Source organism: Microbulbifer sp., from assembly GCF_051659245.1.
GTDB lineage: Bacteria > Pseudomonadota > Gammaproteobacteria > Pseudomonadales > Cellvibrionaceae > Microbulbifer.
The window spans coordinates 1-14,222 of record NZ_JBOFOC010000147.1 but is presented as its reverse complement, the minus strand read 5'-3'; the positions used below and the strand labels follow the sequence as shown (position 1 = coordinate 14,222).

Below are 14,222 nucleotides of genomic sequence, written 5' to 3'. Positions count from 1 at the left end.
ACTGGCATTGTGATTAAACCTATCCCACCAGGCGGCAAGACAATAGTTGCTCCTACAACCCACAAAATAAATGCAGAGAAAATTAATCTGATACGTCTTTTGAGCTTATAAAAATCATTCTGCATCGATCGCTCCCTTTAACAGTTAGTTCAAATGCTCCGTCTATATATCTACCCATCGTCTATCTGCATCCCGGAAATCACGCGAGTCATAAAATTTCTTTTATAATCAATAACATAGAAGAAGATTTGATCGCTGCTTCATATAAATAGTGAGGTCCCGCTTTATATTTCCGATCCCGACCGGCTTTTGATCATATTGCCAACCCCTTAAAAGTCAATGACTTAGCGTAATTTTCCGGTAGATAGACGATGCGTCTGCTGATCCAGGTATATTTGTCTATTAATTGGCCAATCGCAGTGCCCCAGCGCCATGCAAATTGGCGGCGGGCTCAGGCGAAAGGCGTTGTACGATAAGGGGGGCGTGGTATTGGAGAGGGGGGTTGAAGCGGGGCCCAGCGGGCGGTTGGTCCGAGAGCCAAATTCGGCAGCACTTACCGGGTGGCGCTATATGCCCCGGTGGATGGCCGGTACTCGGATTTACCTGTCGCGCGGAACAGTTCCACGGCGGCGTGGATTTTATTGCGCCGGATGTCGTCGTTGTCCACTGGCCGCTCCACTTGCCACAGTCCCTCGGCGGCGGCCTGGGTTTCATCGGCCAGTTGGGTATTGTAATCGCGCATGGCGTTGACGCTCGCGGCGATATTGGCAATAGCGTGGAATTTGCGTCCGGGGTTTTCCTCGGTAAACACCCAGCCGTCGTCGGGCAGGGCGGAGCGGTTGCCCGGGTTCGTCCAGGTTGGGAGCGTAGATGCGGTTGTCGGTCTGGCCGGAGAAGTCGCCACCCATCACGTACTGGGTCAGGGTCGGGGTGATGATGCCCCGGATATTTTGTCGGAGCTTAGCAGACTTTGTTTGCCAACTAATATTGTTGGGCGCTGTGTGTATGGGGGCGGGGGGAAGAGATTGATATCAGCGGGCTTCGCGGGCATGGCCCGCTCCTACATAGAGACTGTAGGAGCGGGCCATGCCCGCGAATGATTTCAGGAGTTGCGTGCTTTTAGCGGTTCTCTCAATTGCTCCGCCATTTTCAACAGCAGTGATTCAGTGGTTTCCCAATCGATGCACTTGTCGGTTACCGACACGCCGTATTCCATCTGGCTGTGATCTTCCAGGATCTTCTGGTTGCCGGCCTTGAGGTTGCTCTCCACCATAATGCCGATAATGGATTTGTTGCCGTCCAGTATCTGGTGGGTGACGTTATCGACTACCAGCGGCTGCAGCTCGTGATTTTTGTTGGAGTTGGCGTGGCTGCAGTCGACCATGATGTTTTCCGGCACCTTGGCTTTTTGCAGCTCCTGCTCACACATGGCCACGCTGACGGAGTCGTAGTTGGGTTTGTCGTTGCCGCCGCGCAGTACCACATGGCCGTAGCGGTTGCCGGCGGTGTGGATGACGGCGACCTGGCCTTCCTTGTTGATACCGAGGAAGCGGTGCGGGTTGGCCACGGATTGCAGCGCGTTGATGGCCACGTCCAGGCTGCCGTCAGTGCCGTTCTTGAAACCCACGGCGGAGGAGAGACCGCTGGCCATTTCCCGGTGGGTCTGGGATTCGGTGGTGCGCGCGCCGATGGCGGACCAGGAGATCAGGTCCTGCAGGTACTGGGGCGAAATGGGGTCCAGTGCCTCGGTGGAGGTGGGCAGTCCGATTTCGGCGATATCCAGCAGCAGCTTGCGGCCGATATGCAGGCCGTCCTGGATCTTGAAAGAGTCGTTCAGGTAGGGGTCGTTGATCAGCCCTTTCCAGCCCACGGTGGTCCGGGGCTTTTCAAAGTAGACGCGCATTACGATCAACAGGGTGTCGGACACCTGGTCCGCCACTGTTTTCAGGCGTCGCGCGTAGTCCAGAGCGGCGTCCACATCGTGTACGGAGCAGGGACCGATCACCACCATCAGGCGGTGGTCCTTGCGGTCGAGAATGTCCCGCACCCCGGCGCGGCCGGCGGCGACGGTAGCTTCCGCGGGGTCGCTTACCGGCAGCTCGGCCTTGAGTTGCTCGGGGCTGATCAGAATTTCCTGGGAGACGACATTCAGGTCGTCGAACTGCTGTGTGGTCATAGTGAAATCTTTACTGGTGCGCACGGCGCACCCTACGTCCAATTAGAGTGAGTGGGTATCCTACCTAGAGCTTGCAGGTACGGCTAGGGTTTCATTTGTAACCAAATTGGGTTTTCCTGGCTGGGGCGGGCCGGTGGCCCGCTTTGCGGAGCTGGAGCTCCGCGGTCCCGGGCGGGTAAAGAGCAGCATGCCTATTACAGCTCGGCGAGTTTTTGCAGCAGGGGGAAATAGAGAGCGCAGCGGATGTCGCGTTCGCCGCGGGCGTAGAACAATTTCCTATAAGCTTCCAATTGCCCGCGGTAGCGTTCCAACTGTTCCTCGACAAAATCTTCCTCGGGCTGGTCCGCTGCGGGCTCCGCGGTTTTGTAGTCCACGATCCAGCGCCGGCCCTGTTCGTCAATAAAGGTGCGGTCGACGATGGCGCGGCGCAGCTGCCGGCCGCCGCTGTGCAGTTCCAGTTCACAGGCAGAGTCGCGATGGCCGGAGTCCAGAAGCCAGCGGCCGCTGGGGCAGGCGAGGGTGTTGCGCACCGCCTGTTCCACCTTTTCCTGCGCCCGCTCGAGGCCGGAACCGCCGAGTCCCAATTGTTGCAGGCGCAGCTGCCACAGGGGCTGCTGTTGCGCCAGGCGTTCGCTGTCCCACTGGTCGAGGCTGCCCTGGGCGATGGTGGCCCTGCCCTGGGCGATGCTGGCCAAAGTTTCGTGCGCCACGGTACCGGCGTGGCGCAGCCAGCGCAGCCGTACCTGGCCCATATCGGGCAGGTTGGGTTCCCCGGTGTCCGCGCGCCGGTAGTCGGCGGTGCGGTACTCCGCCAGCAGTTCCTGCCGGGGCAGGGCGGGGGCCTGCCAGTCCGCAGGCAGGCGCAGCAGGCAACTTTGATCGTTTGCAGTATCGCTCTCCAGGGTTGCTCCATCCGCTTCAAGCCAGTGGCACCAGTCTGTCTCTTCGCCGATGGCCGGCCAGATGCTGGCGAGCAGGGAGGCGCCGCCAGGAGCCTTCAGGGATTGGCTTTTTTCATCCAGCTGCACGCAGGCCAGCAGGTGCAGGGAGCGGATGGCGCGGGTGCAGCCGACGTACAGCAGGCGCGTTCCCTCTAACCGTTCCCGTTCGCTGTTGTCGTGGCGCAGGTAGTCGAACAATGGGTCCCGGTCGCCGCGCGGGCTTTTCGGGGCCAGCAGGAAGCGGTTTTCGCCGGCGCTGTTCAGCCATTCCGCCCAGCGCAGCAGCTGGTCCCCGCCGGGCTTGCCGCCCTGGTCCAGGCCGGGAATCAGCACATGCTCGAACTCCAGGCCCTTGGATTTGTGGATGGTCATCACCTGCACCCGCGCTTCCTGGGCCGGGCGCGCGAAGAGTTTCTGCAGCGCCTGTTCGAAAGCTTTCCAGTCCTGAATACTGCCGCCGCAATCGAATTTCTCCAGTAGCAGGAAAAAGTCCTGGATGTTGGCCAGTTGGCTCTTGTCGGCGGTTGCCGCCGGGCCGCCGAGGGCCAGCCACAGGCCTTCGATCCAGGCGCGCAGCGGTTTGCGCCGGCGCTCCTGCCAGGCGTTGCGCAAAAGGGTGCCGGTGCGCCGCAGGCGCGCGCGGGCCGCTTCGCTGAGGGATTCGATCCGGTCGATTTCCTCCAGCGTCTGCAACAGCGGTCGCGCGCGGACGTCCAGCGGCGGGATTTCACCGTTGCCCCAGTTAGCCACCTGGTACAGGTCGGTGAGATCCAGGCCGCACCAGGGCGCGCGCAGGACGGACAGCCAGCTGATACGGTCGCCGGGGTCGTGCAGGGCGCGGGTGAGGCTGAGCAGGTCCAGCACCACCATTTGGCTTGCCAGCGGCGCCAGTTCGGAGGCCTGATAGGCGATGCCGGCGGCTGACAGCTCGGGCAGTATGCGCTCCAGGTGTTTTTTCTTGCGCACCAGTATCGCGATGCGGCCCTCCGGGTCCCGCTGCTGCAGTTCCTCCACCAGTCGCGCCGTCTGCTGAGCTTCCTGCTGCCGCTCTTCGTCGTTGACGCAGCCGTAGAAATTGACCGCCGCGCCGTTCCAGTTTTTGTTTTTGAATGCCTGTGATGGCAGATAGCGCACGGCACCGCGGCCGATATTGTCCTGCAGGGGAAAGGCGGTTTGAAAAGTGTGGTTGACCCAGTCCACCACCGGTGACCCGGAGCGGAAATTTACCTGCAGGTCCAGCGGTCCCAGGGGTACTTCGCCTATACCGCGGCTGCGCGCGTCGAGAAAAATCCCCACATTGGCGTTGCGGAAGCCGTAGCAGGACTGCATGCCGTCGCCGACGATAAACAGGGTGCGGCCGTCGCCCGCCTGCCAGCCGGCGGTGAGCTTTTCCAGTAGCTGCAATTGCAGTTGCGAGGTGTCCTGGAACTCGTCCACCAGGATATGGCGGATCTGCACATCCAGTTTCAGCGCCAGGTCCGTGGGCGACTCGGCTTCCCCCAGCGCGGTAAGTGCGGCCTGGGCCACCTCCGTGTAGTCGGTGGCGCCCAGCTGCTGGAAAACCAGTTTCAGCTCCGCCACCAGCAGCGGCAGCACTTGCGCCAGCGCCTGTAGCAACTGCCATTGATCCCGCACCATACCCGCGGGCAGGGCCCGCACCTCGGCGATGGCGTCGAGCAGTTGCCGGTTGCCGGCCAGCTCCGCAAGCAGCTCCTTGAGGCGGGTTTTATACTCGTCCGCACGGGGTTTTTCCGGGTCTTTCTTACCCAGCGCGGGAAAACCCAGATTTTTGTTGATCCCCCCCGGTTTGCGCAGCTCGCCGGTATTGGTCACCAGCAGGCCCACCAGCGCCAGCCACTGGGGCAGGGCCTGATTGGTCACCGGCGGCAGTGTACCGAGATCCGCGCACTGGCACAGGGGGTGATCCGGTTTGTCCCGGCGCAGATTGGTGCCGGCAAAATTCGTGAGTTCCACCAGTTCGCCAGCGTAGCCGCGCAGCACCTCTTGCAGTGCGCCGAGGTTTTCTGTGATCAGCTCGTCGATCACAAAATGAAAATAATCCTCGGCGCCCTCCAGGTTCACGTTCAGGAGCGGCCCCAGCCACTGCTCCCGTTTGCCCAGCAATATCTGCAGCAGCTTGTTGAGCTGGCCGAGATCGTTGTCCAGGTGCAACAGCAGGGATTGCAGCGCGCCGTCCGGCTCCTCGGTATCCAACTGCTTGAGCAGATTGACGATCGCCATTTCAAACGCAATCTGCGGCTGTTCCAGCGGTTCGCCGGGCGCGCCCATGCCGCTCTCGATGGGGAGCTGGCTGGCCAGGCTGCGGCAGAGGCCGTCGATGGTCTGGATTCGCAGGCGCTGGGGGGATTGCAGCAACTGCCAGTTCTTCTCCTCGTCCCGTTGCAACAGTTGCCGTGCCAGAATCCAGGTAGTGAGCTCATGGGGATTTTCCGGCTCGGCAGTTTCCCGTGCGTTGCGCAACGCCTCGATCAATCGCTCCCGCATCTCGCCCGCCGCCTTGCGGGTAAAGGTGATCGCCAGCACCTCTTCCGGCTGCTCGCAGCTGCCGAGCAGCTTCAGCAGGCGCTGGGTGAGCAGGCCGGTCTTGCCGGAGCCGGCGGGGGCGGAGACGGCGAAGCTTTCGCGAATATCCAGTGCTCGGGTTCGAGCTTTGGTGTCGACTGGCTGGCTGACTGTATCGGTTACTTCGATCATAGAATTTTCTGGGCTGAGAGCGGGAAATGCATCTTGGGCTGCCCTTTACTTATTGGATATTTCGCTATTGGTTCAGTTATTTTCTGATGGCTTTCTGATGCTTGCACATACCACGTAAAGGATCATTCCGCCGTTTGCACCCGTTCCGGCCACCGATTCAGCGGCCAGAGATCCCGTTGCGCAAAGTTATCCGCCGGCCGCTGAAATACCAGCGCCGCATATCCTTCGCGGTACTCCTCCGCCAGTTGCGTCAGCCCCGAGTGCCAGTGATCGACTAACTGCTCCCAATTGTCAAAGGGCGATTCCTTCCGCGTGTCCGCCACCGCCTTGATGCCATCTATGGGCTCAGACAGGTCGCCGCAGCCCTTGAATTTTCTGTCACCGTTGCGCACCTGCGCAAAGGCAATGGCGCGGGCCTCGGTTTGCATCAGTGCGTAGAGGGGCAGCTGGGGTTCGCGCACGCGTTCGCTCAGCCAGTCGTTGATGCTGGGCACGCCGGTTTTGTAGTCGATTACCAGTTGTTCGCCGCTGGGCAGTGTATCCAGGCGGTCGAGGCGCAGGTGGAAGCCGAGGCCGGCGAGTTCGATGGGTTGTTCCCATTCGATCCGGGTCACGGCGAAATCCGGGCGGGTTTCTTCCACCTCCAGCCACTGCTCCAGCAGCCGGGTGAGCCGCTGGTGTTCCAGCTGCCAGAAGCCGGCGGGGAGTTGGCGGTGTTGGGCCTGTTTTTCGCGGATGGCGTTTTCCACTGCTTCGTGGATGCGCTGCTGGCGTTCTTCGCCTTGCAGTTGGTGCAGGGAAAAGGCGTCGGCCCGACCTTCGGGGAAGGAGAGCCAGAAGTGGGCGAGCACCTGGTGTACCAGGTTGCCGCGCTCGGCGGCGGAGAGGCCGAGCGCGGGCGCCTGATAGCTGGCGGCGCCCAGGCGGTATTGCAATTGCGCGTTCAGCGGGCAGAGCGCTTGGGCCTTCAGTACCGAGGCGCCGCCGCGCACGCGAGCGCGCTCTTCGGCGGGCAGGGGCGGCAATTGTGCGTCTTCGATTTTTTCCAGCGCAGCCGCAGATTCCAGTTGCAGATAAAAAGATTCCAACGGGTCCCCATTTACAGTTGCCGCTTGCGGCAACTGTCCGAACAGGGCGCTCAGCTGTTGCTGTACGCCGTCTTCCTCGCGGGCGAAGCTGATGGTGATATCGGTGGAGGCGCCGAGCAGGTCCCGGGTGATCTGGCGGGCCAGTTCCAGTTCTCGTTCGGCGCTGGCGCGGGGCATCTGCCAGTGCTTTTGCCAGGGCATGGGCAGCAGCGGATTGGGCGAGGGGGGCGGTGGCCACTGCTGCTGGCCGAAGCCCACCAAGCGCAGGTGGTCGAAGGCGAGGCCGCCGGCTTCCAGTACGCCGAGTATCTGTACCGGGCTGTCCCGGGTCTCCGCCTGGAAGGGGCTGCGGTTGGCGATCTGGTTCAGTTGTTGCAATGCCTGGTTCAGGGTGAGGGCGCCGGCGAAAGCGCTGAGTGCGGCCAGTTCTTCCAGTGCGCCTTCCCACTGGGTGAGTTGTTGGTATTCCTGGCTGTCCGGGTTGCGCGGGCCGGGCCAGCCGAGGGTTTCCAGGGTTTGTGAGAAGCGCTGCGCCCAGATTTCCCCCGGCGCGCGCTGCCAGCGGCGGGCGAAGTCGGCGACTTTCTCCAGTTGTGTGGGCAGGGGGCTCTCGGGTGAGAGTTCTGCCGCGATTTTTTCCGCGCGGTAACGCAGGGTGGCGCCGTCGATCTGCCACAGTTCCAGTTTCTGCAACTGCCGGAAGAGGGCGCTGCGCAGGTGCAGATCTTTCTCGCCGTCCCAGCCAGCCCAGAACGGCGAGAACAGAATATTTTTCAGCTGGGCGTAGTCCCACTGGTCGCGCAGCAGTTCCAGCAGTTGTATGGCCGCGGCGCCGACGGGAGTCTGCGCCAGCGGGGTCCCGGCGGAGAAGTTGAACGGCAGGGTATAGCGGGGCTGGTCCGGGCTCAGCCACTGAGGTTCCAGTACACGGGCGAAAATATTCTCCACCTGGGCGCGGCACTGGCCCAGGTTGTTGACCACTATGCCGAGGCCGGCGCCCGGATTCTGCCGCAGTTTGTCCGCCGCCCAGCGCGCGGCCTGCAGCAGTTCATCCTCGAGATCCGCGCAGGGGGCGCAGGTGATTTGCGCCTTTGCTTCCGGGCTCTCGCAGCGCGTCACCTGTTCCGCGGCGAGAGTTACTATCTCCTCGGCGAGCGGGGAAATCTGCGCGAACCCGGCCAGTGCCAGCCGCGGTATGCGGAGTAGCACACCTTCGCGAAAGGCACGGGCGATCAACTGGTCCCGCTGATCCTGGGTAATGGCGTTGTGGCTTTGCAGCTGGGTTTGAAAAGCGTCGATCATATCGAACAGCGGGAAGTCCGCTCGCGCGAGGGCGAATTGTTCCAGCAGCGGCGGCAGGATTTCATCCGGGGTGCCGGGATCGGTCAGCAGGCGCCATTGCACCAGTTGGCTCAGCGCGCTGTCCGCATCGCGGCACAGCTGCTGGCTGTTGAGCAGTTGCCTGTCCAGAGATTGATCCAGCGCGCGCTGCCACAGCAGCTGGCGCTGTTCCCGGTTCAGTACCTGTCTGAGCGCCGGCTGCCAGTTGCGTTGCTGGAGTTGAAACCAGCATTTGTCCAGCCAGCCCTGCAGGGATTCCACCGGCGGCGGGGCCCAGCAACTGCCCGCGGCCTGTTGTGCGCCGTAGACCTGCTGGCAGCGATTGCGCAGGCGGTTGGTTGGAGTCAGCAGCAGGCCGCCCGGGGGGAGTTGCGCGAGTATTTCCAGTAGGGGGAAGGCGGGTTGCAGCATGTTATTTGTTTGTTGTCCGGTTTGATTTTGGGCGACCGCGTGCGTTAGTTGGTTTAGCTAACTATCTCTACTGGCATAGGGGCGAGTTCCGCAAAGGCCGTTCCGATCATTCCCTGTGGGTCCAGTGCGCTGGTCAGTAGCATTCCGGCCTCGGGCGAACCCGGCAGCGCCAACTCCAGCTCTTCCAGCCACCAGTGCACACGCCGGGCAATGGCCACACCGGAGTCCAGCCACTGGATATGGCGGGGCGCATAGCGGTCAAGTTCCTCCCGCAGCAGGGGAAAGTGGGTGCAGGCCAGTACGGCGATATCCACCTTGTCCCCGCCGGGGGCGTCGAAGATACGGGCCAGGGCCGGGGCCAGGTCTTCGGCGGTAACCGGCTCGCCGCGCAGCTTGGCTTCCGCCAGGCGCACCAGCTCCGGTGCGGGCACGTTGATCACCTCTGCGCCGTTGCCGAACGCTTCGATCAGGTCGTGGGTGTATCTCCGGTTCACCGTGCCCTCGGTGGCGATCAGGGCGATGGTGCCGGTTCCGCTCGCGGCCGCCGCCGGTTTGACCGCGGGCACTACGCCCACCACCGGCTGGGCCAGCACTTCGCGCAGTTGCGGCAGGGCCAGGGTGCTGGCGGTGTTGCAGCCCACCACCAGGATATCCGCCCGGCTCCGGGCCATCATGCGGCTCGCTGTGTCGACGATACGCGGGCACAGCTGTTGCTCGCTCTTGTCGCCGTAGGGGAAGAAGCCGTTGTCGATGCCGAAGTGTAGGGTGAGGCCGGGCAGCAGGGTGCGGATCTCGCGCGCGATACTGATGGCGCCCACGCCGGAATCGAAGACCAGTACACTTGGGGGCCGGTCCGCCCCCTTGCTAGAATGCGCGCTCGCCAATGCTGTTACTCAAAGCCGGTTTAGGCATAGCATAACAAAACATCCACCCGACCAAGAGCACTCCATGGAAGTCTTCCCCCTGCGGATCGAACTGGACCAGGCAGTCGGTGCCACCCTAGTGCTGCTCGGCCTGCTGGCCGCAGCGGTATGGCTGGGCCGCGCCGGCCTGGCGCGCCGACTGGAGCAGAGCCTCGGGTCGCAGGCGGTGTTGCAGGCGCGGCTCGACAATAGCCGCGAGCGCGAGAGCCAGCTCTCCGACGAGGTGCAGGCGCTGCGTACCAATTTGGAGGACAAGCTGCAGCGCCTGACCCGCAGCCAGGTACTGGTGGAAAAGAGCGAGGCGGCACTGGCGGAGCAGCGCCAGTTGCTGGAGCAGACCCGCAAGGCCATGGCGGAGCAGTTCGAGAACCTGGCCAATCGCATCTTCGAGGAGAAGCAGCAGCAGTTTGTACGCCGCAGCGAGGACAGTCTGCGCAAGAGCCTGGACCCGCTGGAGCGCCAGTTGGGGGATTTCCGCAAGCGGGTGGAGCACGTCTACGACCGCGAGAACGCCGAGCGCAACAGCCTGCTGGGGCAGATCAAGGCGTTGCGCGAGCAGACCCAGCGCATCAGCGAGGAAGCCCTCAACCTGACCTCGGCGCTCAAGGGCGACCGCAAGGTGCAGGGCAACTGGGGCGAGGTGGTGCTGGAGCGCCTGCTGGAGGAATCCGGCCTGCAGAAAGGGCGCGAGTACGATACCCAGGTCAGCTTCGCCGGGGACGGCCGCCGCCGCCAGCCGGACGTGATCGTGCACCTGCCGGAAAACAAGGACCTGATCATCGACGCCAAGGTCTCGCTGCTGGACTACGAGCGCTACTGTTCCGCGGAAACCGACGAGGAACGGGCCCAGGCGCTGAAGCAACATGTGCAGTCCCTGCGCGCGCATATCGCCGGCCTGAACAAGAAGGCCTACGAGCAGCTCGAGGGTGTGCGCACCCTGGATTTCGTCTTTATTTTCGTGCCCATCGAGGCCGCCTATATGCTGGCCATGCAGGCGGACCCGGGGCTGTTCCGCGACGCCTACGACAAGCATATCGTGCTGGTGAGCCCCACCAGCCTGATGGCCACCCTGCGTACGGTGGAAAATATCTGGCGCTACGAGAAACAGAACCGGAATGTGGAGAAGATCGCCGAGGAGGCGGGCAAGCTGCACGACCAGTTCGCCATGGTGCTGGAATCCCTCGACGAACTGGGCAGCCGCATCCGCCAGGCGGAGGACGCCTACCAGCAGACCTATAAGCGCCTGGCCACCGGCCGCGGCAACGCGGTGAAGCGTATCGACAGCCTGCGCAAACTGGGCGCCCGAACCCGCAAGCGGATAGATGCAAATCTGCGCGAGCAGGCGGAGACTTCCCACAGCAGGGGACTGCCCGAGCCCGAAACCGAAAGTGAAACCGAAGGCGAGTAAAACCCAATGGAGATGTTCGCCTTTGCACTGTCGGTCACCGGGCCGATCTTTCTCACCCTGATTATCGGTTACTGGCTGGCGCGCCTGGGCCTGCTGCGCGAGGCGTTTGTCGACGACGCCTCGCGGCTGGTGTTTATGATCACCCTGCCGGTGTTGCTGTTTATCAATATTTTCACCGCGGACGCCGAGTTGGGGCAGGAATTGCCGCTGCTGGCGGCGGGATTCCTGGGAACCATCATCACGATTCCATTGGCCTGGGTAGTGGCCCGGCCGCTGGTGCGGGGAGACCGCAGCGCTTTCATTCAGGGCGCTTTCCGCGGCAACCTGGGAATTATCGGCCTGGCCTGGGCGGCCAACGCCTACGGCAGTAGCGGCCTGGCCCAGGCGGCGCTGCTGATGGCGGTGGTCACCATTCTGTACAACCTGGCGGCGGTTGTACTGTTTGCGATGTACAGCCAGCAGACAAGCTTCAGTTGGAAAAAGCTGGCGAAAGACATTGTGCAGAATCCGCTGATCGTGGCCATCGTACTGGCGCTGATCTGCAAGCAAGTGGGCGTGAAACTGCCGGCAATCCTGTTGCAGACCGGTGACTACCTGGCCTCCATCACCCTGCCGCTGGCACTGCTGTGTATCGGCGCAAGTCTGGATTTCAGCCTGCTGCGCCGCAGCTCGCTGGCTGCCTTCGGCGCGGTGGGATTCAAACTGCTGATTGTGCCGGCGGTTCTGCTCGCCTTCGGCTGGCTGTTTCAACTACCTTCGCAGTCCATGGGCGTACTGCTGCTGCTCGCCGCGTCGCCCAGCGCCACCGTGTCTTTTATCATGGCGCGGGCGATGGGCGGCAACAGTCAGTTGGCGGCCAATATCGTTGCGCTGAGCACACTGCTTTCTATCGTTACCGCCAGTCTGGGGCTGGCGCTGTTGGAGGTATATCTATGAGCCCCTTTCCCACCTGGCTGCTGGTTGCGGCGGCGCTGATCGTCCTTGTGCTGGCGGTGATCGCCGGTTATTACCTGTGCAAACTGCATCTTGCACAAAAGGTGCAGGCACATCAGCTGGCGGAACTGGAGCGGGCGGCACAGGATCAGCGGCAGCGGGTCAACGACAGTATCCAGATCCTCGCCCGCACACTGCTGGACGACGGGGTGGGGCTGACCGAGGCCTCGATCCGCATTCGCGTTCTGCTGGATGCGTTGCAGGTGGGGCAGAGTGTACGCGACGAGTTTGTGGCTTTTTATACGGTGGCGGATAAGACCAGCCATATCCCGATTCTGCAGGAATGGAAGACGCTGCCGCGCAAGAAGCAGTTCCAGTTTGAGCAGGAAATGGCACGAGTGGAGGGGGAGTACCGGGATTTTGCCCTGGATGCGGCGCGGCGGATTCTCGGTAGAGAGTTCTGATCGGTTCGCATGCTTGCGACTACTACTTTCTACAAGGTGCCCTGTAGGAGCCTGCTTGCAGGCGAAAGAATCGGAGCTTCGTAGCCGTTCGCCTGCAAGCAGGCTCCTACAAGGCCGTGAGCAGGATCTGTAGGATGGGCACGTCGCTGCGTTCCTTTGCCCATCCTACTTGCGAGTCAACAGCAGCCCTGACTCGGTGTGGTCGGTATACGGAAACTGATCGAATATCGCAAAACGCTCCACCCGGTGCGTCTTGCTCAACTCCACAAGGTTTTCCAGCTGTGTCTCGGGGTTGCACGAGATATACAGAATCCGCGGGAAGCGCGCGACCATTGCACAGGTGTCCGCATCCAGCCCGGCGCGGGGCGGGTCCACCAGCACGGTGGAGAAATCGTAGCTGTCCAGGTCTATATCCCTGAGCCGGCGGAAGGGGCGCACCTTGTCGATGGCCTGGGTAAATTCCTCGCTGGACAGGCGCACGATATCCAGATTGTCGACACCGTTCGCGCGGATATTTTCCTGCGCGGAATTGACCGAGACCTTGGAAATTTCCGTCGCCAGCACTTTATCGAAATGTTCGCACAGCGGAATGGTGAAGTTGCCGTTGCCGCAGTAGAGTTCCAGCAGGTCGCCCTGGCTGTCTTTGCAAACATCCCTGGCCCAGCGGATCATCGCGCGGCAGATTTCCCCGTTGGGCTGGGTAAAGCTACCCTCCACCTGCTTGTACTGGTAGGTTTTATCGCCGATTTGCAGCCGTTCGGCGACGTAATCCCGCTCCAGAACCACCTTCTGTTTACGCGAGCGGCCGAGGACCGGGAAGCCCAGTTTTTCCTGCAGAGCGCGGGCGGCGGACTCCCAGTCTTCGTCCAGTTTCTTGTGGTAGATCAGGGTAACCAGCGCATCGCCGCCCAGGGTGGTGAGAAACTCGGCGCTGAACAGACGTTTCCTGAGGACCTCACTGGCGTTGACCGCCTCCAGCACCTGGGGCATCAGGCGGTTGATCAGCTCGGAGCCGACGGTAAACTCCTCGATAATAAACGGCTTCTTATACTCGCCTTGGCGATACATGGCGTAATGGGCGCGGCCCTGTTCCTGCCAAATCTTGAACTCCGCGCGCAGCCGGTAGTGACTGGCGGGCGAAGGGAAAACTTCCGGTTCCAGGTCGGTGTAGTCCCGATAGGCCTCGCGCAGACGCTCCACCTTCTGTTGGAGCTGTCGGGTGTAGTCGTCTGTGTTTACACTGTGTATGGCCATAATTGAACTAACTATAGGAGAGGGGCCAGCCTTTTGAGGCTGGGTGGCATCGCTTCGGAAATTCAGAGCGCGGATTATATGGCAATTGGTGAAGTACAAATACCGGTGCGCGGCCAGGGGCTGCACGAATTTACCGACCAGGTGAACGACTGGGTAAGGGAGCAGGGGGGCGGCGACGGCCTCTGCACCCTGTTTATCCAGCACACCTCCGCCAGCCTGCTGATCCAGGAGAACGCCGATCCCAGCGCGAGGGAGGATCTGGAGAACTGGCTGAACCGGCTGGTGCCGGAAAACGATTCGCTCTACACGCACACCCTGGAGGGGCCGGACGATATGCCGGCGCATATCAAGGCGGCGTTGACGGCGACCAGCCTTTCCATCCCGGTGCAGGCGGGGCGCTTGATGCTTGGGACCTGGCAGGGGATTTATCTGTGGGAGCATCGGCACCATCGGGGTAGGCGGCGGGTGATTTTGCACTTCTAGTGCCCCCTCTCCCTAACCCTCTCCCCCAAAGGGGGAGAGGGAACTGTGCCCCCCTCTCCCTAACCCTCTCCCCCAAAGGGGGAAA

10 protein-coding genes are annotated in these 14,222 nt (G+C 62.1%); 4 read left to right on the top strand and 6 right to left on the bottom strand.

The window, feature by feature from the left end:
* Window positions 1-553: 553 nt before the first annotated feature.
* From ACRC0P_RS14775 to murI, 5 genes are all read right to left on the bottom strand, one after another.
* Entirely contained in the window at window positions 554-904 is a 351-nt protein-coding gene (locus ACRC0P_RS14775) for a hypothetical protein (RefSeq protein ID WP_438632071.1), read from the bottom strand.
* Between the two features lie 198 nt (window positions 905-1,102).
* Complete coding sequence (locus ACRC0P_RS14770; RefSeq protein ID WP_438632070.1) at window positions 1,103-2,176, bottom strand: 3-deoxy-7-phosphoheptulonate synthase; 1,074 nt, start codon at window positions 2,174-2,176, stop codon at window positions 1,103-1,105.
* A 194-nt stretch (window positions 2,177-2,370) separates the two neighbouring features.
* Window positions 2,371-5,832, bottom strand: coding sequence for a UvrD-helicase domain-containing protein (locus ACRC0P_RS14765; protein WP_438632069.1), 3,462 nt, complete (start codon window positions 5,830-5,832; stop codon window positions 2,371-2,373).
* Window positions 5,833-5,954: 122 nt separating this feature from the next.
* The gene (locus tag ACRC0P_RS14760; RefSeq protein ID WP_438632068.1) at window positions 5,955-8,672 is read right to left on the bottom strand and encodes a PD-(D/E)XK nuclease family protein; all 2,718 of its coding nucleotides are present in this window, start codon (window positions 8,670-8,672) and stop codon (window positions 5,955-5,957) included.
* Between the two features lie 53 nt (window positions 8,673-8,725).
* Window positions 8,726-9,556, bottom strand: a complete 831-nt coding sequence (gene murI, locus ACRC0P_RS14755; RefSeq protein ID WP_438632067.1) for a glutamate racemase — start codon at window positions 9,554-9,556, stop codon at window positions 8,726-8,728.
* A gap of 64 nt (window positions 9,557-9,620) precedes the next feature.
* Between murI and rmuC the strand changes: the two genes are divergently transcribed.
* The 3 genes from rmuC to ACRC0P_RS14740 are packed head-to-tail and all read left to right on the top strand — an operon-like array spanning window position 9,621 to window position 12,400.
* On the top strand, window positions 9,621-11,003 hold the full coding sequence (gene rmuC, locus ACRC0P_RS14750) for a DNA recombination protein RmuC (RefSeq protein ID WP_438632066.1): 1,383 nt from the start codon (window positions 9,621-9,623) through the stop codon (window positions 11,001-11,003).
* A gap of 6 nt (window positions 11,004-11,009) precedes the next feature.
* On the top strand, window positions 11,010-11,939 hold the full coding sequence (locus ACRC0P_RS14745; RefSeq protein ID WP_438632065.1) for an AEC family transporter: 930 nt from the start codon (window positions 11,010-11,012) through the stop codon (window positions 11,937-11,939).
* Window positions 11,936-12,400 (top strand): DUF2489 domain-containing protein, encoded by a 465-nt coding sequence (locus ACRC0P_RS14740; RefSeq protein ID WP_438632064.1) that lies wholly within the window; start codon window positions 11,936-11,938, stop codon window positions 12,398-12,400. Before ACRC0P_RS14745 ends, ACRC0P_RS14740 begins: the two co-directional genes overlap by 4 nt.
* A gap of 165 nt (window positions 12,401-12,565) precedes the next feature.
* Here ACRC0P_RS14740 and trmA read toward each other — a convergent pair whose 3' ends face one another.
* Complete coding sequence (gene trmA / locus ACRC0P_RS14735; RefSeq protein WP_438632063.1) at window positions 12,566-13,654, bottom strand: tRNA (uridine(54)-C5)-methyltransferase TrmA; 1,089 nt, start codon at window positions 13,652-13,654, stop codon at window positions 12,566-12,568.
* 78 nt (window positions 13,655-13,732) lie between these two features.
* Between trmA and ACRC0P_RS14730 the strand changes: the two genes are divergently transcribed.
* Window positions 13,733-14,137 (top strand): secondary thiamine-phosphate synthase enzyme YjbQ, encoded by a 405-nt coding sequence (locus ACRC0P_RS14730; protein WP_438632062.1) that lies wholly within the window; start codon window positions 13,733-13,735, stop codon window positions 14,135-14,137.
* Window positions 14,138-14,222: the final 85 nt, after the last annotated feature.